Annotated in this window: 22 protein-coding genes; 2 read left to right on the top strand and 20 right to left on the bottom strand. The window is 35.0% G+C overall.

All coding sequences use genetic code 11. The features are described 5' to 3' along the window. Window positions 1–8 precede the first annotated feature (8 nt). The 15 genes from xylB to prmA form a co-directional block, all read right to left on the bottom strand. Window positions 9–1,499: a xylulokinase gene (gene xylB, locus LDX54_RS05190; protein ID WP_265666689.1), complete on the bottom strand. Its 1,491-nt coding sequence runs from the start codon at window positions 1,497–1,499 to the stop codon at window positions 9–11. Further along, a complete protein-coding gene (locus LDX54_RS05195) occupies window positions 1,499–2,224 on the bottom strand; it encodes a D-lyxose/D-mannose family sugar isomerase (RefSeq protein ID WP_265666688.1) in 726 nt (241 codons plus the stop codon). Before LDX54_RS05195 ends, xylB begins: the two co-directional genes overlap by 1 nt. Further along, window positions 2,205–3,191, bottom strand: coding sequence for an aldose 1-epimerase family protein (locus tag LDX54_RS05200; protein WP_265666687.1), 987 nt, complete (start codon window positions 3,189–3,191; stop codon window positions 2,205–2,207). Before LDX54_RS05200 ends, LDX54_RS05195 begins: the two co-directional genes overlap by 20 nt. Further along, window positions 3,192–4,280 (bottom strand): PTS fructose transporter subunit IIC, encoded by a 1,089-nt coding sequence (locus tag LDX54_RS05205; protein ID WP_110446129.1) that lies wholly within the window; start codon window positions 4,278–4,280, stop codon window positions 3,192–3,194. It lies immediately after the preceding gene. A 10-nt stretch (window positions 4,281–4,290) separates the two neighbouring features. Continuing rightward, window positions 4,291–4,605, bottom strand: coding sequence for a fructose PTS transporter subunit IIB (locus tag LDX54_RS05210; RefSeq protein WP_110446130.1), 315 nt, complete (start codon window positions 4,603–4,605; stop codon window positions 4,291–4,293). An 18-nt stretch (window positions 4,606–4,623) separates the two neighbouring features. Continuing rightward, window positions 4,624–5,076: a PTS sugar transporter subunit IIA gene (locus tag LDX54_RS05215; RefSeq protein ID WP_174795453.1), complete on the bottom strand. Its 453-nt coding sequence runs from the start codon at window positions 5,074–5,076 to the stop codon at window positions 4,624–4,626. 18 nt (window positions 5,077–5,094) lie between these two features. Further along, window positions 5,095–6,039, bottom strand: coding sequence for a ketose-bisphosphate aldolase (locus tag LDX54_RS05220; protein WP_110446131.1), 945 nt, complete (start codon window positions 6,037–6,039; stop codon window positions 5,095–5,097). A 78-nt stretch (window positions 6,040–6,117) separates the two neighbouring features. Further along, window positions 6,118–6,582, bottom strand: coding sequence for a PTS sugar transporter subunit IIA (locus LDX54_RS05225; RefSeq protein ID WP_265666686.1), 465 nt, complete (start codon window positions 6,580–6,582; stop codon window positions 6,118–6,120). Beyond that, window positions 6,542–8,026: a PRD domain-containing protein gene (locus LDX54_RS05230; RefSeq protein WP_265666685.1), complete on the bottom strand. Its 1,485-nt coding sequence runs from the start codon at window positions 8,024–8,026 to the stop codon at window positions 6,542–6,544. The genes LDX54_RS05225 and LDX54_RS05230 overlap by 41 nt, the downstream gene beginning before the upstream one ends. A 164-nt stretch (window positions 8,027–8,190) precedes the next feature. Further along, window positions 8,191–10,041 carry an aspartate--tRNA ligase gene (aspS, locus tag LDX54_RS05235; RefSeq protein ID WP_198203074.1) on the bottom strand — a complete coding sequence of 617 codons (1,851 nt, stop codon included), beginning with the start codon at window positions 10,039–10,041 and terminating at the stop codon, window positions 8,191–8,193. 2 nt (window positions 10,042–10,043) lie between these two features. Then, window positions 10,044–11,330, bottom strand: a complete 1,287-nt coding sequence (gene hisS, locus LDX54_RS05240; protein WP_198203075.1) for a histidine--tRNA ligase — start codon at window positions 11,328–11,330, stop codon at window positions 10,044–10,046. Between the two features lie 269 nt (window positions 11,331–11,599). Beyond that, window positions 11,600–12,037, bottom strand: coding sequence for a D-aminoacyl-tRNA deacylase (dtd, locus tag LDX54_RS05245; RefSeq protein ID WP_187157223.1), 438 nt, complete (start codon window positions 12,035–12,037; stop codon window positions 11,600–11,602). Next, complete coding sequence (locus LDX54_RS05250) at window positions 12,037–14,277, bottom strand: bifunctional (p)ppGpp synthetase/guanosine-3',5'-bis(diphosphate) 3'-pyrophosphohydrolase (RefSeq protein ID WP_046324893.1); 2,241 nt, start codon at window positions 14,275–14,277, stop codon at window positions 12,037–12,039. Before LDX54_RS05250 ends, dtd begins: the two co-directional genes overlap by 1 nt. A gap of 20 nt (window positions 14,278–14,297) precedes the next feature. Then, the gene (locus tag LDX54_RS05255) at window positions 14,298–14,651 is read right to left on the bottom strand and encodes a hypothetical protein (RefSeq protein WP_194240838.1); all 354 of its coding nucleotides are present in this window, start codon (window positions 14,649–14,651) and stop codon (window positions 14,298–14,300) included. A gap of 43 nt (window positions 14,652–14,694) precedes the next feature. After that, on the bottom strand, window positions 14,695–15,639 hold the full coding sequence (gene prmA, locus LDX54_RS05260; RefSeq protein ID WP_265666684.1) for a 50S ribosomal protein L11 methyltransferase: 945 nt from the start codon (window positions 15,637–15,639) through the stop codon (window positions 14,695–14,697). 63 nt (window positions 15,640–15,702) lie between these two features. On the opposite strand from prmA, the gene ybaK reads away from it, so the two are divergent. Together ybaK and LDX54_RS05270 are read left to right on the top strand one after the other, a co-directional pair. Beyond that, window positions 15,703–16,203 carry a Cys-tRNA(Pro) deacylase gene (gene ybaK / locus LDX54_RS05265; RefSeq protein ID WP_046324899.1) on the top strand — a complete coding sequence of 167 codons (501 nt, stop codon included), beginning with the start codon at window positions 15,703–15,705 and terminating at the stop codon, window positions 16,201–16,203. Between the two features lie 132 nt (window positions 16,204–16,335). Continuing rightward, window positions 16,336–17,280 carry a sugar-binding domain-containing protein gene (locus tag LDX54_RS05270; protein WP_046324900.1) on the top strand — a complete coding sequence of 315 codons (945 nt, stop codon included), beginning with the start codon at window positions 16,336–16,338 and terminating at the stop codon, window positions 17,278–17,280. Here LDX54_RS05270 and citX read toward each other — a convergent pair. The 5 genes from citX to citC all read right to left on the bottom strand — a co-directional run bounded on the left by citX (window position 17,277) and on the right by citC (window position 21,708). After that, window positions 17,277–17,834 (bottom strand): citrate lyase holo-[acyl-carrier protein] synthase, encoded by a 558-nt coding sequence (gene citX, locus LDX54_RS05275; protein WP_122037628.1) that lies wholly within the window; start codon window positions 17,832–17,834, stop codon window positions 17,277–17,279. The genes LDX54_RS05270 and citX overlap by 4 nt on opposite strands. A gap of 89 nt (window positions 17,835–17,923) precedes the next feature. Next, window positions 17,924–19,462 carry a citrate lyase subunit alpha gene (gene citF / locus LDX54_RS05280; protein ID WP_281214423.1) on the bottom strand — a complete coding sequence of 513 codons (1,539 nt, stop codon included), beginning with the start codon at window positions 19,460–19,462 and terminating at the stop codon, window positions 17,924–17,926. Beyond that, window positions 19,452–20,366, bottom strand: a complete 915-nt coding sequence (locus LDX54_RS05285) for an aldolase/citrate lyase family protein (RefSeq protein ID WP_046324903.1) — start codon at window positions 20,364–20,366, stop codon at window positions 19,452–19,454. The genes citF and LDX54_RS05285 overlap by 11 nt, the downstream gene beginning before the upstream one ends. Continuing rightward, window positions 20,367–20,663: a citrate lyase acyl carrier protein gene (gene citD / locus LDX54_RS05290; protein ID WP_265666682.1), complete on the bottom strand. Its 297-nt coding sequence runs from the start codon at window positions 20,661–20,663 to the stop codon at window positions 20,367–20,369. Next, the gene (gene citC, locus LDX54_RS05295; RefSeq protein ID WP_265666681.1) at window positions 20,653–21,708 is read right to left on the bottom strand and encodes a [citrate (pro-3S)-lyase] ligase; all 1,056 of its coding nucleotides are present in this window, start codon (window positions 21,706–21,708) and stop codon (window positions 20,653–20,655) included. Before citC ends, citD begins: the two co-directional genes overlap by 11 nt. Between the last annotated feature and the right edge of the window lie 4 nt (window positions 21,709–21,712).

Raw genomic sequence — 21,712 nt, forward strand, 5'->3', positions numbered from 1 at the left:
AATTTTATTTAGAGCCTAGTTGCAGCTCTGGCCAGAGGAGCAATAGAATTATATATTTTATGATATAAATGATAGTATTTTTGATAAAGGGCAGTGTTATGTGGATCTGGCGCGATAATTTCATTATATTTTACAAATACATTGATGCAGCTATTCCAGTCTTTAAACCAACGGCACCCCATTGCTGCAATCATAGCGGCACCAATTCCAGGTCCCTGTTCATTCTTTAAAGCAACAATATTTTTACCGAAGACATCAGCTTGTAGTTTCAGCCAAAATTTACTTTTTGCACCACCACCAATAGAAATAATATTATAAATAGTTTTATTATTTTGCTCATAAATTGATATTAAATCCTGTAAGCTGTAGGTAATACCTTCTATGACGGCTCGGCAAAAATCATTTTTCGTTGATGTATTACTTATTCCTGTAAAGCTTCCACGAATGAAAGAGTCTGAATAGGGAGTCCTTTCACCATTGATATAAGGTGTAAAAAATAGTTTATCAGCACCTAAGTTTGATTCTTGTGCCATCGAAAGTAAATCACTAAAAGATTTCTGAGGAAAGAAAGTATTCTTAAACCAACTTAAAGATTCACCCGCTGCTAAAGTAACTCCCATTGAATAAAAGTGTTCAGGTATTGCATGGTGTTCCATTTGCAAAGTTCCTTCATAGGGTGTGTGAGGACTTTTCTCATCAGCCAAAACTACTCCTGAAGTTCCAATACTACACAGTATATTTTGTGAATTCAGAATACCAGAGCCAATCGCAGCGACAGCATTATCCCCTCCCCCAGCAAATATTTTTGCGTCTTGATTTAAACCGGTTTTTCCACAAACTTCATGCAGGGGAAAACCAATAAAATCTGTAGAATTTACCAGCTCGGGACAATAATATCTAGGAACTTTAAAAAAATTCAAAATTTCATTGCTCCAGCAGTTGTGAGCAATATCTAACATTATTGTTCCAGTAGCATCTGAATAATCAGTGTTTATCTTACCAGTCATTTTGTATCTGACATAATCTTTAGGCATCATGAAGTATCTAATCCTAGCAAAATTATTTGGTTCATTTTTTTGTAACCATAATAATTTAGGCAGAGTAAAACCAGCTGTTGCCTTATTACCAGTGATTTCAACTATTTTTTTACCGAAATTTTCGTTTATATACTTAGCTTCAGTTGCTGTCCTGCCATCGTTCCATAATATTGCTGGTCGAATAATTTCTTTATTTTTATCCAAAATTACCAGGCTATGCATTTGTCCAGAAAATGATATTCCATCAATTTTTGCAAGATTTCTTATCTTGATCATGATTTTTTTAATGGCTTCTAAAGTGCCTTGAACCCAATCGTTAGGATTTTGCTCACTAAAACCTTCAGCTGAATTATAGACTGGATAATTTTCTGATTCTTGATCTATTATTTTTCCTGAATGATCTAGGCAACTAACTTTCACTGCACTAGTGCCTAAGTCTATTCCTAATACATATCTTTCCATTATTTATTTTTATAAGGGTTAAATTGAAAATTTAGTTTTTTGGACCAAATGGGATAATCACCAAATAACAAGCGGTAAGGGAGTTCATCTTCCTCTATTTCAGGTATTCGAGGAATGGGCTTATAAAAAATATTATCCAAATTATCATTATTTGTTTTAGAAACTTCCCAAGCCATTACTTTACCAGTTCCTGCTTCAACATTCCATTTATGATAAATTCCAGGTGTAGCAGTCAAACTTTCACCCGGCTCCAATTTGATAGTTGTTCCAGCTGGAACTAGAAGTTTTTCTCCATCCTTAACTATTTTAACCTCTTTTTGTCGATCAAACTCACCTGTTTCAGTTGAATTCCATACTCTGATTAATAAATTTCCCCCACCACGATTAATAGTATCTTCTTCTTTTAATTTGTGAAAATGGTATGGTAGTTCTTGCCCTTCTTCTAAGAATAAAATCTTCTCACAATAGGGTTTAGGATAAACGTCAGTATGATCATAATTACCATTTCTAAATGTGAACGCAACCAGACCATATTTAGTAAAATCATCGCTGCCAAAATCAGTTACATCCCAGCCTAACATATTATCTACAATTTCACGGTATCTTTCCTCTAAGTTAGTCCAATTATCAATATTCCAACTTGCAAATTTTGGAAAATACACTTGTTTTTCTTTTGCAAAAGAAATATCTTTTTGCAGAATTCTATTAATTTGTGATCTTTTCATTTTTGACCTCACTAAAATCAAATTTCAAGTTAAATTTAACTATTTCATCCGGTTTTATGTATTTTAATTTGTTATTTTTATTAGCCTGAATAAAGCCATTTACATCATTTGTACCTGGCTCTAATCCTAAAACATAGTTTTGATTTCGTTCCAAACGCCATTCATTCAATACGGGGAGTGTTTTACTACTAAATTTAACTTTTAAAGAAATGCCTGTTTCTGGACTAATTAAACTATATTCAGATTTTCTTAACGTATGAAAATACACTTGCTCAGGTTTGCCCATTTCAGGTTCTTTCAGTCTAAAAGGGTATTCACCTTTAATTTTATGATACTTACGATCACAACTTTCATCAGGCTGAAAAAATATTTTTGTTTCGGGCGTTAAAAAAGGATAGCCAAAATTGTTATGGTATAAAAGCATGTAAGGGACAGTTTCGTCTCCAGCATTTCTTAAAGCATCATCTATACTGATACTTGTCTTGTTTGTATAAACAGTAATTTTACGGTGTAGAATTAAATTAGGCCCAAACATCTGTGAATCAGCAATGTTACCTTCAACTTGAATATTATCTTTAAAAATCTTATAGCTGAAATTATATGCCGGTGTATTGCTAACAGTACCATGTAAACCGCGCTGATTATCAGAGCTTCCCATGTATGTCAAACCGCCTGTTGTTAAGAAACCAACATTGAAATTGCGCAAAAAGCCTTTGTCATTGTTTTCATTAAAATAAGTACTATTTACAAGACCCGTTGCCGATAAGAAAGATATATTCTTGCCGTCTAATTTTAATTCTGTTATATCCATTCCTCTGTCTAATGCAATTGTAATTGAAAAGCCACTGGCTGTAGCTATTTCATAAGCTTTTAATCCAGTAGCCTTTCCTTCAAGAAATTGAATATATTTGACAGAATTAAGTTGTGCTTGATTGCCTATATATTTTTTTGAATTCTTGCTTCTCATTTATCCTATACTAATATCTCCTAAATCAACATCTTTTTCTTCTTTCTTCTCACTTTCTACACTAACTGGTCGTTTTAAAAGAAAGAAAACTATTCCGGTAACCAAACTACCTATAAGAAGAGCAATTAAGAATTGAACAGGCCTTGACATGGTTGGGACTGCAAATAATCCAGAAGCAGGAATTTTTGAATCCGCACCCCATAGCATTGAAAGTCCTCCTCCAATAGCACCACCACAAGCAGTTGAAACTATTGATCTCCATAAATCATTAAGTACAATTGGTAAACTACCTTCGGTTATTTCACATAAACCCATTGGAAATGCTGTTTTTAAAGTATTCACCTCGGTTTGAGTATAAATCTTCTTGTGAAAGAGTTTTTCAAGGAAATAAGCAAAAGTAAAACCAAAAGGTGTCACCATAGAAGCTAAAATCAAAACAGTAATTGGTTCATTAACGCCTTCAGCCTGCATAGCTAGCACAAAAGCAAAAACAGTTTTATTAATAGCACCACCGTAATCAACTGATGCCAAAACTCCAATAATCGCACCGTAAAAGAATTTTTGGCTCGAAGGCAGTTGCGTCAAATATCTGGTAAGGATTCTTTGGCCTTCAGCAATTGGCGCGCCTAAAATATAAAACATGACAGCAGCAGACAAGATTGATGACAAAAACGGAATAATTAGCGTTGGCATTAAACCTTGAGCCCAATTAGGAACCTTTATTGTCTTAACAATTAAAATTGTGAACCAGCCAGCAACATATCCTCCGATTAAACCGCCTAAGAAGCCGGCTTTAATCATATTTGAAATGAGACCGACCAGAAATCCTGGAGCAATTCCTGGTTTGTCAGCAATCGCAAAAGAAACTCCTGTAGAAACAACTACTGGAAGAAGACCTAAAATTAAACTTCCTGCAGTACTGAAAGCATCCCATACACCGATCGTACCTGTAAAGTTGGTAATGTTTTTACCACCAAAGATATTACCAACTGCTAATAACAATCCACCCGCAACAACAACGGGAATCAAATATGAGATTGCTGTTAAGGCAGGTTCTTTAATTTTGACTATAATTTTATTTTCAGCCATTTTCAAACCTCTATTTAATATTTAAAGCTGAATGTAATTTTTTCATCAGTTTATTTGGACTTTGTATCGCAGTATCCGTTGAAATTTGGACGACTTTTTTACCTTTAAATCTTTCTCTTCCAGTTATTTTTACGTCAACTGCTAACAAAACAACATCAGCTTCCTTAATTTCCTCCGGCGTTAATGCATCTTCAGTTCCAATAGTTCCCTGTGTTTCTATATGAACTGTGTCTCCGCAATCTTTAGCTGCCTGCTCAATTTTTTCTTTAGCTATGTACGTATGAGCAATACCAGCTGAACAAGCTGTTATACCAACAATTTTCATCCATCAACATCTCCTTTATTATTTAAAAGCATCAATCACTTCCTGAATGGATTGAGCCCTTTTTAATTTGTCAACAACTTGCTTATGTCCTAATCTGCCAGCAAATATTGACAATAATTTTAATTGATTTTTTGCTGAATTAGTATCATTGCTTACAGCAAACAAAATCACTATCCTAATTTTTTCATTATCTAACGATTCCCATTCAATCCCATGGCTCAAAATACCAATAGCAACGCCAATATGCTTAACATCATCACTTTTTCCATGAGGGATTGCTATGCCTTGACCAATTCCGGTTAGCCCTTCTTTTTCTCGTAAGTAAATATCTTTGACAAAAGGATCAACTTTATCAATATAATTGGCTTTTTTAAGCAGTTCCGCTAATTGAACTATAACCTCATGCTTGTTTTTAGCATTAAGGCCAATCTTTATAACCTTAGGATCTAAAACAGAAGTAATATTTTCCATATGTAAAACCAAATGTTTTTATGCTTTAAATGTTTCGGTTTGGAAGTTTTCTACTTTGTACGGTACTTCAACCGGTTCTTCATGCTCAAAATATAAATGAGTTGTGTTAACTGCTTTGCAAAGTTCATTCTTATGATGCACTACTTTTTGTTCTTCAATCATTGCTTCAGGAAACATCAGCTTTGGTTCACGCATTTCGTTAGGATCACTATTGTCCAGTAGGTGCCGCAAACCGGTTGCAAATGCAATTTTGATATCACTTGAGATATTTATTTTATTAATGCCATTGTCAATAGCTTCTTGAATTTTATCATCAGGATTATTTGAAGCTCCATGTAAAACTAGGGGTACATCTACAGCCTCAGAAACCTGTTTGGCAATTTCTGGCTTTAATTTAGGCTGTACATCTTTTGGATAAAGACCATGAGCAGTGCCTATTGCTATTGCCAAAGAATCAACATTAGTTTTTTCAACAAAGTCCTTTGCCATTTCAGGTGTGGTGTAATGCACATCATTTGTCAAATGGCCATTGACGTCATATCCAGTATTAGCTATTGTTCCAATTTCAGCTTCAACTGATATTCCAGTAGCGTGAGCTGCTTCAACTACTTTTTTGGTAATAGCTACATTTTCATCATATGGCTTCATAGAACAATCGATCATAACACTGGTAAAACCAAGATGAATAGCGTGTATGCAGTCTTCATAAGTAGCACCATGATCTAAGTGCAAAGCGATCGGTAAATCAGTTTTACTGATGCCCTGTAAAACTTGTCCTACAAAGTTATCACGCAAAAATGCCAATTCGGTTGGATGAATTGCCATTATAAAAGGCGTTTGATCTTCAATACATTTTTCCAGAGTTGCTGTGAAAAGTTGTCCTGATCCTGCGTTGTATGCTGGTATTGCAAAGTGATTTTTATGAGCTACATCTAATAATCTTTTTCCTGTTACTAAAACCATTTTTACCTCCAAAAATTAATAAATTATATTTTCTGAAAAACAAACTTTTTATGGTCCACTTTTCATAATTTTTCTCCTTTATAGATATCTTTCGATTTCTTGTGCTGTCTGACACTGACTTATTTTGATAACGAATTTTTTATCCGCAAATTTGCGAAATATTTTAGTCATTCTTTTGATTCTCTGATCATTGCTTTTAGATTTCCGGCTGATTACCAAAACTAAACAAATGTTTACAGCCGTATTGTCCGGACATTTCCACTCATCTATTTTTCGTGTTAACTTACAAATTATTAAAGTAGGTATTACCTCCTGTTCTAAAATAATGTGAGGAAATGCTATGCCATAACCAAAAGCAGTATTTTTAAGGTTTTCTCTCGTTTGCATACTTTTCAAAATCCCCACCTGTGATGTTCCTTTTTGAAATGCAACAGTTTGTGAAATAAGCGAAAAAAGGTCTTTTTTCCCTATTTTTTGGTGAATATTCATTTTTATAAAAAAATTATTGTTGCTTTTGTATTCTGAGAACTGCTTGTCTGACATTTTTTTCATCTTCTTTTGTTAGAAAAGCACTGACCAATTCAACAGGTATATTGGTCTTGATCGTTATTGGTACTGTACTTATTATTAGATCAATATTTTTATACTTTTTTAATATGTCTTCTATCTCAAAGCTGGAACCTAATCCGATAACTTTTAACTCTGGCATTAATTTTCTTATTTTGGTCGAGATTATTTCTGATGTGCCAATGCCTGTAGTACAAATAATGTAAACACGTACCTTCTTATTTCTTTCTGGTTGAGCTTCCAAATACTTAACAAAGTAAAGACATATAAAGCCTGTTTCATTATCAGAAATCGTTGGTAAATGAAATTGATGACTTACTTGTTCAGAAGCTAATTTAGTAGCCTCAAAGACTGGCTTGTATTCCAATTTAATATCATTTAATAAAGCATTTGGTAATGAAACTTGCATTTTCAAGCGAATAATCATTGAAAAAATATGATTTTTAATATCATTCAATATGTATCTGCTAAAATTGGTTTTTAAAAAATGTGAAACTGAAGTAATGTATTTTTCAGAAACTTGCTCCGCTAATCTATGATCATCGGAAGTTATTTCACTTTTTTTATCACCTAATCGAGATGAAATCAGGTACTCGAATAGATAGTATGTTTCTACCTCTAATGTCAGAGGCCGTACATTTAAATAGTTTTCGATATGTTGAATAATTTTATGACATATCTTAAAAATTTCCGGATTTTCCCGCGATTTTCTTTTTATGCTTGATTTTGATTCAACTGAATAATTTACTGACTTATAGGTTCTGGCTCTGTTTAAAAGAATATAAATATGCGTAAAAAAATTAATATTATAGGGATATGGAAGATTATTGTTTAAAGACTTCACCGCAAGTTTCAATTGCTCTAATGCAAAGTCAAAATCTTGATCGTCATATTTTCCAATGCTATTACGTAAACTACTAATTTCTGTTGTGTTGTTAACATGTAAAACGACTTCTATAATGGCATTTCTAATATTTTTTTCGGTACCCTTGATGCTTAAAAAGCGTTGTTTGCGGACTAATGACAAATTCCATTTTCTAATCTTCGCAGCAATTATTTTTTCATCATTTTGAATTACCGCTTCACTAACATACATACTATTAATAATATCCGTTATTGAAACCGCTTTAGGAGACGCAATCAAAAGTCTGGTTAAAATATTTTCTTGACGTTCATTAATTTGTGAAAATGTAGTTGAATTCCTGTGATCATACTTTAAATAATTTTGATAGACTAACTCAAATCCTTGACTTCGTTTTGATACAATTATTTTTTCTGGGAAATTTTTATTTAGCTGATCGATCCTCCTAATTATTGTTTTACGTGAGACGTGTAACTCTTGTGAAATTTTAGCCGAAGAATTGAAACCATGATTTACTTTTAAATAGTTGATTATGGACTGATTCAAATCTTTAACCATTCCTTTTCTCCTTCCGACATTTTTTATTATATAAGTCTGTGAAAGCGCTACACCATAAGAAAATGTCCTCAAGCAAAATTGAATGAGGACAAATAAAAAAGCACAAGAGCTGTGAAAATTTCTTCACAGCTCTTGTGCTCTAAATAAAAATATATTTAAATCTGCTAATCCCAAGTAGTATTTTGAGCGGCGTCTTTTTCAGCCTGTGCTCTTAAGTTAGCTTCAATCTTTGCAACATCATCATGATACTTATCTTCGACAACTATGCCCAAATCACTTAATTGCTGATCAGATACAGGTGCGGGAGCATGCATCATTGGTTCAGATGCATTAGCGTTTTTTGGAAATGCTAGTACATCACGAATATTGTCTTTTTCTGCAAGAAGCATTGCAAAACGGTCAAGTCCAATGGCTAGACCAGCATGAGGTGGAAATCCCATGTCCAAGGCTTCTAGCAAATAACCAAATTGTTCATAGGCACGCTTTTTAGTAAAACCGAGAGCCTTAAACATTTTTTCCTGAATTGACCGCTTGTGAATACGAATGGATCCTCCACCAAGCTCGTCACCATTCATAACTATATCGTAGCTACGCGCATGAGCCTTATGCGGTTCAGTATCAAGAAGCTTGATGCCTTCGTCATCCGGCATTGTAAATGGATGATGTGCAGCAATCCATCTACCGAAGCCTTCATCGTATTCAAATAATGGCCAGTCCACTACCCAAATAAAATCAAATACGTGCTTAGGTATAATATCAGTTTCTTTGGCAAATTCACGACGTAAGTGATCAAGTGAATCACAGCAAACTTTCCATTTATCAGCAATAAATACTACTAATTCCCCACCTTTTAAATTAAACTCTTTAATTAATGCGGATTTATTCTCGGCAGTTAAAAAGCGTGAAACTGGTCCAGAAAATTCTCCATCTTCAAATTTAACCCAAGCCAGACCCTTTGCATGATAGCGCTTAATATAGTCTTGCTTTTTCTCAATTTGTTTACGAGAATATTTTTGTGCGCCGCCTCTAACCGCAATTCCTTTGACAAAACCACCATTAGCAATGGCATTAGAAAACACTTTAAAATCACTATCTTTAAACACAGAGCTTAAATCGTGAATCAGCATGCCAAAACGAATATCAGGCTTGTCAGTGCCATACTTATTCATTGAATCAGTCCAAGAAATGCGTGCAATAGGTGTTTTTAAATCAATCCCCATTACATCTTTCATAATTTTCTTTAATAGGCCTTCGGTATAGTCCTGCACCTGTTGCTCATCAGTAAAAGACGTTTCCATATCAATTTGCGTAAACTCAGGTTGTCTATCACCACGCAGATCTTCATCTCTAAAACATCTTGCTAGTTGATAATATTTATCAAAGCCTGCACCCATCAATAATTGCTTGAAAAGTTGAGGAGATTGCGGTAATGCATAAAAACTACCCGGATAAATCCTGGAAGGAACTAAATAGTCTCGCGCTCCCTCGGGAGAAGATTTTCCTAATATTGGTGTTTCAATATCAATAAAGCCGTTTTGATCAAAAAATTCGTGCGTGGCTTGCAATATTTTTGAACGCAAAATAATCGCGTTTTGCAGGCTTGGTCGGCGTAAATCCAAATAGCGATATTTTAATCTTGTTTGTTCAGCAACTTCAACATCATCTTTTATTTCAAAAGGTGGGTTCTTTGCTTTATTCAAAATAATAATTTCTTTAGCGTCAACTTCAACTTCACCGGTTTTCATATCTGGGTTAATACTGGAGCGTTTGACTACTTTTCCTTTAACTTGAATAACGAATTCATTTCCCAGTGCGTCAGCAGTAGTCATCAAGTCTTGACCTGATTCATGATTAACAACTACCTGAACTATACCCTCACGATCGCGCAAATCAATAAATACCAAGTTACCAAGGTTTCGCACGCGCTGAACCCAGCCATATAAGTTTACTTCTTGGCTAAGATATTTGGGGGTAATATTGCCACAATAATCAGTTCTTTTTTCTACTTGCTTCATTTTTATTCCTTTAATTGTTTCATTATTGCATTCATATTTTCAAGATCATCAAAACTGAACTTGAAAGTTTGCCCATCAGAAAGGCGCTTAACATTTAAAACTCCGTCGGATAATTCTTTAGCTCCAAGAGTAATAACAAATTTTGCATTTGCCCTGTCAGCCTTTTTAAATTGCGCCTTTAATTTCTTTTGGTCAACATCATATTGCACCTTTAGTCCGTTTTTACGCAACAAACGAGCAATTTCAACAGTTTTTATTTGTGTTTCTTGACCGATATTAGTAATGAAGAAATCAATGCCTTGATCCGCAAACAATGCTGGGTTTTGCTTTTGTAAAACTAGCATTAACCGTTCTTCTCCGATACCAAAACCAACGGCAGGTGTAACTGGTCCGTCAAATTCCTTAACTAAGTTATCATAACGACCACCACCTAAAATGGTTGAGGCAGATTCCCAAATACTTTTATCTTCGACTATAAATTCAAAAATGACGCCAGTATAATAATCAAGTCCGCGAACTAAATCATTATCTATCACATAACTAATGTCCAGTTGGTCCAGCATTTCCAAAATCTGATCAAAATTAGCCTTTGATTCCTCATCTAAATAGTCAATTATTCGGGGGGCGCCAGGTAAAAATTGCTTATCCTGGTCATCTTTGGAATCTAAAATACGTAAAGGGTTTTTTTCTAACCGCCTTTTTGAGTCATCTGAAAGCTGATCTTTAAAAGGTGTAAAGTAATTGACTAAAGCATCATGGTAATCCTGACGAACCTTGGAGTTTCCTAAGGTATTAATATGCAATTCATAATTTTTGACACCCAGTTTGGCTAATAAATCATGTGCTAAAACAATTGTTTCTACATCAGCTAAAGGATTATCCGAGCCAAAACTTTCTATACCAATTTGATGGAACTCACGCTGGCGGCCTGCCTGAGGCCTTTCATACCGAAACGTGGACTCGATATAGTAGACATTTAAAGGCTTAACCACTTCAGGAGCATAAAGTTTATCTTCTACATAAGCTCTAACTACTCCAGCTGTTCCCTCGGGCCTTAAAGCAATATGCCTGCCGCCTTTATCATTAAAGTCATACATTTCTTTTTCAACGACATCCGATGTCTCACCACTTGAACGAGCAAAAACGCTATAATTTTCAAAACTCGGTGTCCGAATTTCCCGGTAATTTGCTTGTTTAAAAAAATCACGCAATATTTGTTCTACTTTTTCCCATGAACCAGATTCGTCTGGCAAAATATCAACTGTCCCTTTAGGTCTTTGAACTCTCATTTAATCATCCTTTTAATAAAAAAACGTCCTTGAATAAATCAAGGGCGCTCTGAATTAGCACGGTACCACCTTTTACCTGCTGCGAATAACGCTCGCGATGCGCTTATTATCTGGTAAAGGGGTCACAGTTAGTTTATTTTCGTCCTCTCAGCAAAACAGACGGTCTCTGAAATTAAAAACTATACTTCAGTCTTTGTCATTGATAATTCTTTTTTAGCTTATAGTTTTCCAGGCAAAAAGTCAACCTGTAGTGCAGTTAAGCCTAATTTTTACAGATCCAACACAATAGTAAAAGGACCATCATTTTGTAAATCAACCTGCATATCTGCACCAAATTCTCCGGTTTCAACAGTTAAGCCCTGCTTTTTGAGCTCTTCATTAAACTGCTCCCATAATTCCGCGGATTTTGGTGGTTTCATAGCTTTGATAAAACTTGGTCGATTACCTTTTTTAGTGTCAGCTAATAAAGTAAATTGACTCACGCTTAAGATTTGTCCGCCAACATCTTTAATTGCCAAATTGGTTTTGCCATTTTCATCTTCAAAAATTCGCATTTTGGCTATCTTAGCAGCGGCCTTTTTAATCTGTTCTACTCCATCGCCTTCTTTTAAGCCAACCAGCAATAACAAGCCTTTATTAATTTGGCCAACCGTATTGCCTGCAATTTTGACACTGGCATTATTTACTCTTTGGACGACAACTCGCATTAATTATCAGCCCTCCTTGTTTGGTAAACATCAGGAATATCTCTTAATTTTGATAAAATTCCGTCTAATTGTGCAGAATTATTAACCGCAACTGTCGCATAAATATGAGCAATGTTATCTTCATTAACTTTACCAGAAATATTATTAATATTTGGCGTTAGTGTATTTAATTTAGTGATTACGTCAGTAAGCAGCTTTCCGCGATTGTAACCAAAAACTTCAATATTGGCATTAAATGCTTGGGCACTGTTTTCTTCAACATTTTCCCATTGAACTTCAATCAATCTGCCCTGGCTATCATCGTTATTAACGATATTACGGCAATCTGTTCTATGAATAGTCACCCCGCGGCCCTTAGTAACGTAACCAACAATTTCATCTCCTGGGACTGGATTACAACACTTAGCTAAATGAAGCATCAAGTCACTAATTCCTTGAATCATGACACCATTTTTATGCTTGATTTTCATTGCTTTAGAATCTTTTTTAGTGGTTGTAGTTTCCGAGACAGATTTTTGTCCAGAGTTAAGAATTTCTTCTTCTAACTGCTTTTGTTTCTTTTTCTCGTTTTCATGGCGTATATCAGCTGTCAGCCTATTAACTACACCAATGGCGGAAAGATCACCAAAGCCTATTGAGGCATACATCTCATCAGCAGTATGATAATTAATTTGTTCCAAAAGTGGCTCGATATGATCTTTAGACATGAATTCTTTTGGTGAAAGTCCCTGATCACGCAATTTATCAGCAACCATTTGCTGACCCTGCTCGATGCTGTGGTCCCGGTCAAGGTTTCTAAAATACCGCCTAATTTTATTGCGAGCACGGGAAGTCTTAACCAAATCAACCCAATCACGAGATGGCGTCGCATTTGATTGTGTCATAATTTCAATGACATCGCCGTTTTTCAGCTTATAGTCTAAAGGTACCAATTTACCGTTAACTTTAGCTCCAACAGCATGACTGCCAACCTGAGTATGAATTTCATAAGCAAAGTCCAAGGTTACTGACCCTTTTGGCAGTTCATAAACTTCACCTTTGGGAGTAAAAACATAAACGCGATCAGAAAAGATTTCACTCTTAACGCTTTTCATAAATTCATCAGCATCCTGAGTTTCGTCTTTTAATTCTAAAATTTCGCGCACCATATCCAATTTTTCATTTGAACTGGTCTGTTCTACACCCTTAAAATTACCTCTTTTATAAGCCCAGTGGGCGGCAACACCATATTCGGCAATTTCATGCATTTGTTCAGTTCTAATTTGTATCTCAAGTGGTCGGCCGCCAGGACCAATAATAGTCGTATGAAGAGACTGATAACCATTTACTTTGGGAACAGCAATGTAATCTTTGAAACGGCCAGGCATTGGTTTCCATTTCGTATGAACAGCTCCTAGCACTGCGTAACAGTCCTTAACTGTTTTAACGATAACCCGTACAGCTAACAAATCATAGATTTCATTAAAATCCTTATGTTTGTTAACCATCTTTTTATAAATAGAATAGATGTGCTTGGGTCTGCCATATATTTCATATTTAATTCCTAGACTGTCCAAGCTCTCCTTAAGTGTCTTGATGGCATCTTGAATATATTTTTCTCTTTGACTACGCTTAAGGCTCATTAAATTAACAATGCGATAATAAGCTTTAGGATTCAAATAATGAAAACTCATATCTTCAAGTTCCCATTTAACTGTTCCAATACCCAGACGATCTGCTAAAGGTGCATAAATATCCATTGTTTCTGAAGCAATTCTGCGTTGTTTATCGGGACGCAGATGCTCTAAAGTATGCATATTATGAAGTCTATCAGCCAGTTTAACCATAATTACCCGGATATCTTTAGCCATTGCTATTAGCATTTTCCTGTGGTTTTCAGCTAAAAATTCCTGGTGTGATTTATACTGGTATTTATTTAGTTTAGTAACACCATCAACAATAAAGGCAACATCTTTGCCAAATCTTTCTTTTATATCATCATTTGTAACTGGCGTATCTTCTACAGTGTCATGCAAAAAGCCTGCAGCGACAGTGTCAGGGTCAAGACTCAAATTAGCAAGCGTACCGGCAACCTGAGTAGGATGAACAATATAGGGTTGTCCTGAAGCTCTTTTTTGTTCTTTATGCGCGTTTGCAGCAAATTCATAAGCTTTTTCGACAAATGCAATTTGATCATCATTCATATATTTTTTACAGGTATCTATCACCTGCTCATGTGTCATTTCAATGTACTTTGACATATAAATCGACCCTTCTAATATTATGCATAAATTTGATTATCCATTACGCCAAAAATTTCTAAAATGAGGTAGATTAACCCAAACAGAAAGTTGTAATTGGCATATTTAATTAAAACGATTAAACAAAAACACCCAGGCATTAATAACAGCCAATAATGTTTGAGATTGCGTTTTTTAATTAGTTTACCAACATGGTAACTGATAAAGCTGTTAGCTAATATAAATAATAAACTTACACGCCAAATAGTCCCTATTGAAAAAAGACTAAATAATAACGGCAGGATCATGACTAAAACGCTCCAGTAAATGACTGGTGTCACCTCATAACTATTTAACTTCTTAATTACAGGTATATTTTTTATTTTGTCAATCAACTTGCTAATCCCTTACTAATTTAATTATCTATTATAACTCATTTTAGTTATCTTTTCTTTCAATAATTAATCCTATCCAGCGGCCACTTTGCATTGATAGGACAACCTGGAAGCCATTTTCGCTTAAAGCTTTCTTTATTTTAGCAGCCTGAGAACAATCTATTCCTGAAAAAATGACCTGTCCGCCCTCATTGAGATGATTATTTAACTGCGGAATCAAATCAAGGAGTATTTCAGCTAAAATATTAGCAACTATAATATCATATTTACCCTGAACATTATCTAACAAGCTGGTTTTTTTAAGTTTAATATTTGTTAAATCGTTCAAAGAAATATTTTCACGAGCAGCAGTAATTGCTTCGTCTGAAATATCAGTTGCCAGAACAGAACCGGCTCCCAAAAAAGAGGAAGCAATAGCTAAGATTCCTGAACCAGTGCCAACATCACAAACTTTTTTGGGTCTTATAAGCGTTTGCTCAAGTCCAACTAGGGCTAACTGCGTTGTCTCATGCGAGCCAGTGCCAAAAGCCAAACCAGGATCTAATTTTATTAATCTTTGATCTTTAAAAGCCGGCTGATATTCTTCCCATTCAGGTACTATTGCCAAATGGCGGGAAAAATCAATTGGATGATAAAACTTTTGCCAAACAGTATTCCAGTCCTCATCTTTAATGTAGGATGTACTTATTTCTGCTTTACCTATTTTTAAACCATAGCTTTTTAATTCAGATAACTTTTGCTTGTATTCTTCAATCAATTTTTCTTTATCTTGATCACTATCAAAATAAGCTAAAAACTGTAAATCTTCTGGTAAATCATTTATTTCATCAAGCTTAATCATTGTTGAGTCAGATTTCCAGCCAGCATGTTCAAAGTCGGACCGTTTTCGGGTCTCGGTGCCCAAACAATGCAAGACATCATTACTAAATATGTTTAAGGCATCTTCAACTTCGTGACTAGTTTCAATTTTAATAATCAATAATTTCATTATTTTTTAAACTTCCTTTTTATTTTCCCTTTTTGTAATGCTATCATGAAAAGGGTGATCTATATGTCAAAAAAGAAAAATAATATTGAAAAAACACTTGTCGAAAAAATTTTAGACAAGAACAAGATTCCATATCGTCAAGCAGAGTTTGCCACCCACGAGGATTCTGGTGGTGTAGCACAAATGGATACATCCATTTTAAACGAGAAAGAACATTTGGTCTATAAAACTCTCGTTTGTTCTGGAAATAATACTAAAGTTCTGGTAGGGGTTGTACCAGTAACAGAACATTTAAGCATGAAAAAACTAGCGCAAAATTCTGGGAACAAAAAATGTGAAATGTTACCTTTAAAAGATTTGGAAAAAACTACAGGTTATGCTCACGGTGCCAACACGCCTATTGGTATTTATTTCAAACATCATTTTCCTATTTTTCTTGATAAAAGCATGTCTAAAGAAAGCGAGATAGCTGTTTCAAGTGGTAAAATTGGCCGCAGCGTCTTTTTAAAACCACAAGATTTGCAAAAAATTACACATGCGAAGTTTTGCGATTTATTAGAGTAAGAAAAAATAAATATATTTTTCTGATATTCTGAAAAATATTTTATTTTAAAAAGTTGTTTAGGTTATAGTATTAAAGCGCTTTTTCTAATATAATTAAAATAAATGTAGAGTATGAAGAATAGGAATAACCAAATGACATTGTTAACAGATGAGCAAATTGCAAATATTGCACATGACTATTTTTTAAGTAAGTTAAATATTGCTGAAATTTCTAAGAAATACAACCTTTCTCGTTATCTTATTGCAAAAGCAATAGACGAAGCGGAAGACAAGGGTATTGTAAAAATTAGTATTTATCAAAGTCCCAAAAGAGCGCAAAATCTTGAACGGGAGTTTCAAAAACTTTTCGATCTGAAAGAAGTTTATATCTTAGAAGATAAAGAAACTAAAAATCAAGACAATGAAATGATTGTCAATTTTGCCGCCAAACAAATTCAAAACTATATTAATTCTGCTCACGTCGTGGGATTAACTTGGGGGACACTTTTAAGAGACATTATTGATGATTTTTCAGCCGAAACTCGCGCTGACCTGACATTTATTCAACTATTAGGTCAAGTGGTAAATTCTAGTAAACGCAAGCAGCCGCTTATTCAACATGCTGCTGACAAATTTAATGCTAAAAGTTTAACCTTTCCCGCACCTCTTTATGCAATTGATCCGAGACTCGTCAAAAAAATTCAGCAAGAACCTTATTATCAATATATTGAAAAATATTTTTCACAACTTGATCTGGTATTTGCAAGTATTGGTACCATGCAATCACTGGAATCAGGACAATTTTTTATGGATTATTACGCTGATAAACTGTTTACTGGAATTGAAAAAAATCAGTTAGCAGGAATTATTTTTGGCAGACCTTATGATATTAAAGGTCGATTTTATAGTCCAATTGAGCCTCATATATCTGGCATCAGTCTTTCCGACATTTTTGCAGTTCCTGATCGGTTTGTAATTGTTAAAAACCGGTTTAAGGAAGATGCACTTTTGGGGGCTCTTAGATCTGGCATAATAACGCATTTAATTACCACTTCGGGTATAGCTGAAAGAGTTTTACGCAAAAATGAGGCACTTTAATTTGCGGATTTTTTACAGAACTCTTCATTATATAAGCTTGTAATATAATTTTGCAGATCTGCCACTGAATGTGTTCTTGAGCGAGCGCATTCTTTAGCGGGTTTTGAACATAAAAAGCATTTGCGAACAGGCAAGTCCAGATCTTTGCGGGATATTGCCTGTTTTTGCTTTTTAATTAATACATCGGCATCAAATAGCCGATTAATTTTTTGTTTATTTTCAAATTCAACTGCCCTTTTTTTAACTAAACGATAATCAGCATTAACGAGATAAAAGTTTTCTGAACCTGCTGCTCTCTCCCAATGTTCATACAAAGTAAAAGGTAACTGGCTATTTTGCAAAATTTCTTCTAAATTTAGAATACCTGAAGCAAAAATTTCTTTTAAATAGCGATTGTTTTTAATAGGGCCGGGAATGTTTAATTTAACATCCAGCAGCGTACATTCAGGAAACTTGTGAAATATTGTTTGTTGCAACTCTACCCTTTCATCTTTATTTGCTAATACCTCTGTAATACTCTGTGGTTCTCCTTCAGTAAATATTGTTTTTACCATTTTATCATCTTCTTTCTATTTTTATATTATAACTAAAAAGTGTGAGAACAAGTCTTAGCCTCATTCTCACACTTTATTAAAATAATTAGTTAATCTTTTACTTGCTTAATTGTATCAATAATAGTGCCATCCCGATATTGAATTAAAGCAACAACACGATCAGTATATTCTAGTGGCTTTGGTGTTCCAACCTGTTTTTGTGCCATTTTTTGCAGTTCTTTGATATCAACAATATTGAGTTCAGGAACCTTAGCAAAAGCAGCTATTAAGTCTTTACGGCGGGGATTAATCGCAATTCCTCTTTCGGTCACTAAAACATCAATTGAATCTCCTGGTGTAACAACTGTTTCCACTTCTGGGACTACTGTAGCATTGCGTCCACGTACTAGCGGAGCAGTGATAATAGTCATTTTTGCTGCAGCCGCATCCTGGTGACCACCAATAGCACCACGAATAACACCATCGGAACCTGTCATTACGTTAACGTTAAAATTGGTATCGATTTGCAAAGCTGAGAGAATGGCCACATCTAAGTTATTTACTACGGCACCCTTATTATGAGGATCAGCATACCAGGAGGCATCAATTTCCTGTTGGTCTTTATTCTGAGCCATTGAAGCTGCAGCACCCTTGTCAAAGTCCTGAACATCCATAATTTTCTTGACCAGGCCTTCTTCAAGGAGATCAGTCGTAGGCTTTGTTATACCGCCTAGAGCGAATGATGCCTTAATCCCATCCTTTAGCATAGATTCTCTTAAGTATCTGGTCACTGCCAACGCAGCTCCTCCAGACCCGGTTTGGAAAGAAAATCCTTGTTTATAATATGGTGAATTTGTTATCACCTTATTAACAGTTTGTGCAATTTTCAGTTCTTTAGGATCTTTGGTAAAACGAGTCGCTCCTGAACCAATCTTATCAGCATCACCAATTTGATCAACCTTCACAACATAATCGACTTGAGTTTGTTTAATTGAGGCAGGCGTATTTGGATAATCAACTATATTGTCAGTCAGCAAAACTACTTTATCAGCATATTGTGCATCAATCAAAGCATAGCCCAGAGATCCAAAAACTGCATCCCCTTCTTGACCATTGGCATTACCAGCTGGGTCAGCATTTGGAACACCTAAAAATGCCACGTCAATTTTGATTTCTCCTTCTTCAATAGAACGAGCTCTATTGCCATGAGAACGGAAAATCACTGGGTTTTTCAAACCACCATGGGAAACAAAATCTCCCAAGCTGCCTCTCATTCCCGATGAAGTAATATTTGTGATAACACCCTTTTTTATTGCTTCAATCACCGTGTCATTCATAACACCGGTTAAGGAAGATGGAGCTAATGTTAAGTTTTGATAACCCATTTTAATAATTAGATTCATTACTTTATTAAAAGCAAAATCACCATTTCTAAAATGATGGTGGAAAGAAATAGTCATACCATCTTTTAAAGTTTTCTTAATAACATCTTCTAAAGAATCCACCACTTTTGATTCGCCCGTAGTAACTTGTACTTTAGGAGCCACTCTTTTTACTTCAGGATTACCTATTTCCACAGATGCAAATGGTTTAAGATTCATTTTTGTCATCAACTCATCAGGCAAATTGCGTTTTACTTTATTCTCCAATGTAATTACCCTCCTCATCAATTAAATTCGATGCTTTAGCTGTTGCAATAACACGGTTAGCCTTCTCAACAACCGGTTTGTCGACCATTTTACCGTTCATTGAGATAACGCCTGAGCCTTTTGCCTTTGCTTCTTGAATAGCATTTTGGACAGAAAGAGCATTTTCAATTTCTTCCTTGGTAGGGTTAAATACCTTGTTAACCATAGGTATTTGTCTTGGATTAACTAAAGACTTACCATCATAACCTAGTTCATAGATATATTTGGTTTCACGGTAAAATCCTTCTGTATCATTCATATTAGAAAACACAGTATCGAAAGCATAAACATCGGCTGCTCTAGCAGCTTGCAATACCATGTTGCGGGCAAATTCTAACTCACGTCCATCCGGATAACGGTGTGTGTGCATATCTGCAGTATAGTCTTCACCAGAAACGGCTAAGCCCATCATTAATGGGGTTGCTGTTGCAATTTCAGGAGCATTAAGAACACCTTTTGCACTCTCAATCGCTGCCATAACACCAATTGAGCCCTTTTGCACTCCATATCGTTCTTCAGCATCTTCCATATCCGCTACTAATTTTTTAATCATAGCGGCCGATTCAGTTTTAGGCAGGCGAATAACATCTACTCCAGCGCGCACCATTGCCTTTACGTCTTCGTCATAAAAAGGAGTGTCTTGACCGTTAATTCTAACGACTATTTCAGCGCCACCAAAATCAACTGTTTTAATAGCATTAAATACTAACATTCTGGCTGCGTCTTTTTCAGTTAATGAAACTGCATCTTCTAAGTCCAGCATAATAGAGTCAGCTCCATAAATGCCAGCGTCTTTAACCATTGCAGGATTATTACCTGGTACAAACATCATTGTTCGACGCAAACGATTTTTAACATAAGTCATTTATTGCAATACCTCCAATCTCGGCTTGTCAGTAGTTTCAGTTGCTCTTTGCGCAGCTGCTAATGTTCTTGCAGCAATCACGCAGTCAAGAGCTCCTTTGTCTGTAGCCTTAACTTTTGCGTTAGTAATACCAAATTTATTTAGGGTTTCAGTTATTACCTTTTTGATCTGATCACCGTATGATTTAGCTACCTCTGAATCCAGATCAACTTCAATTCCTTTTTGACCAGCAGAAATCATTACCTGAATATCTGAAGATTCTAATGTTCCTGCTACTCCAACAGTTTTAATTTCCATCAATGTTCATTCCTTTCTTTATTCTTTCTTGTAAAATTTGATAATTTTCATTTATAAAATTCATTGTAGTTGGTGGAACTAGAGTGGAAATATCTTTCAAATCACTATTTTTGATCAATTGGCGCACATTAGTTGCCGTAATTATTTTCTCGTTATCACGAAAGCGTTGCACAATTTTAACCTCAATAGTGGGACTAAGTATTTTTTGTAAACTTTGATTATAGAAATTAGTCGTCCTTGAAAATGGCTCAGTACCCAGATAACGTTTCTTAATTGTCAATTTTGGTGCAATAATATTTTTAAAAATTAAAGCGTCAATCGCCGTTTGTGTTGTAATTAGTTCATCAGGTGACTTTAAAAAATAAGCCGGAAATGTCGAGCGTGAAACTTGGTAATCTCCACCACTGACTACCACCACGTTTTTAAAGTTGGCAGTTCCTTTTTTTACTAAATCCATTCTTTCAGCTGTTTTAAATAAAGAAGCATCTGTAGCCACTACAAAAACATAAACCAAATCATTTTCACTACTTGCTAGTTGTACTAACTTTTGGTGGCCCAAAGTAAATGGATTAGCATTCATTACAATTGCCGCAACTTCTTTTTGATTTTGGTTTTTAATTTTAGGCATTTTTGTTAAAAAGTCTTGAATACTTGGTGTTCCACTTTCTAAAAAAGCCGCAGTATCAGTATGAGCCAACTCATTAAAGCCTAAATGGGCGAAACTAGACGAATATTTTGCCTTGGTGAATACGAATGAATGATAAATTTTCTGACTAAAAAGGTATTCTTGCAAAGCCGACACTATTTGATTAAAGCGTGCCCCGTGAACAGCTTCATCATTTGACACTGCTATGTATTTAAGAACTTTGCCCGCAATACTACCAGTTCCAACCAAATGGCCATCTTCATCTATTAAACCAATAGTATGATCAAGAACGTCAACTTCGCGGGAGCTGAAATCTGTAATTCCCTGATTAATTAAGAAATTTTCCCATCTTGTTTTTGTGTCTGGAAAATTTAAATTGAGCTCTATTGTTTTATCCATTTAT

The sequence above is a fragment of the Lactobacillus sp. IBH004 genome, assembly GCF_026185255.2.
Taxonomy (GTDB): Bacteria; Bacillota; Bacilli; order Lactobacillales; family Lactobacillaceae; genus Lactobacillus; species Lactobacillus melliventris.

Bases quoted from the DNA above. Each gene is read 5' to 3' on its own strand.
- xylB (WP_265666689.1), bottom strand. From the start codon at position 1,499: ATGGAAAGATATGTATTAGGAATAGACTTAGGCACTAGTGCAGTGAAA.
- LDX54_RS05195 (WP_265666688.1), bottom strand. From the start codon at position 2,224: ATGAAAAGATCACAAATTAATAGAATTCTGCAAAAAGATATTTCTTTT.
- LDX54_RS05200 (WP_265666687.1), bottom strand. From the start codon at position 3,191: ATGAGAAGCAAGAATTCAAAAAAATATATAGGCAATCAAGCACAACTT.
- LDX54_RS05205 (WP_110446129.1), bottom strand. From the start codon at position 4,280: ATGGCTGAAAATAAAATTATAGTCAAAATTAAAGAACCTGCCTTAACA.
- LDX54_RS05210 (WP_110446130.1), bottom strand. From the start codon at position 4,605: ATGAAAATTGTTGGTATAACAGCTTGTTCAGCTGGTATTGCTCATACG.
- LDX54_RS05215 (WP_174795453.1), bottom strand. From the start codon at position 5,076: ATGGAAAATATTACTTCTGTTTTAGATCCTAAGGTTATAAAGATTGGC.
- LDX54_RS05220 (WP_110446131.1), bottom strand. From the start codon at position 6,039: ATGGTTTTAGTAACAGGAAAAAGATTATTAGATGTAGCTCATAAAAAT.
- LDX54_RS05225 (WP_265666686.1), bottom strand. From the start codon at position 6,582: ATGTCAGACAAGCAGTTCTCAGAATACAAAAGCAACAATAATTTTTTT.
- LDX54_RS05230 (WP_265666685.1), bottom strand. From the start codon at position 8,026: ATGGTTAAAGATTTGAATCAGTCCATAATCAACTATTTAAAAGTAAAT.
- aspS (WP_198203074.1), bottom strand. From the start codon at position 10,041: ATGAAGCAAGTAGAAAAAAGAACTGATTATTGTGGCAATATTACCCCC.
- hisS (WP_198203075.1), bottom strand. From the start codon at position 11,330: ATGAGAGTTCAAAGACCTAAAGGGACAGTTGATATTTTGCCAGACGAA.
- dtd (WP_187157223.1), bottom strand. From the start codon at position 12,037: ATGCGAGTTGTCGTCCAAAGAGTAAATAATGCCAGTGTCAAAATTGCA.
- LDX54_RS05250 (WP_046324893.1), bottom strand. From the start codon at position 14,277: ATGTCAAAGTACATTGAAATGACACATGAGCAGGTGATAGATACCTGT.
- prmA (WP_265666684.1), bottom strand. From the start codon at position 15,639: ATGAAATTATTGATTATTAAAATTGAAACTAGTCACGAAGTTGAAGAT.
- ybaK (WP_046324899.1), top strand. From the start codon at position 15,703: ATGTCAAAAAAGAAAAATAATATTGAAAAAACACTTGTCGAAAAAATT.
- LDX54_RS05270 (WP_046324900.1), top strand. From the start codon at position 16,336: ATGACATTGTTAACAGATGAGCAAATTGCAAATATTGCACATGACTAT.
- citX (WP_122037628.1), bottom strand. From the start codon at position 17,834: ATGGTAAAAACAATATTTACTGAAGGAGAACCACAGAGTATTACAGAG.
- LDX54_RS05285 (WP_046324903.1), bottom strand. From the start codon at position 20,366: ATGACTTATGTTAAAAATCGTTTGCGTCGAACAATGATGTTTGTACCA.
- citD (WP_265666682.1), bottom strand. From the start codon at position 20,663: ATGGAAATTAAAACTGTTGGAGTAGCAGGAACATTAGAATCTTCAGAT.
- citC (WP_265666681.1), bottom strand. From the start codon at position 21,708: ATGGATAAAACAATAGAGCTCAATTTAAATTTTCCAGACACAAAAACA.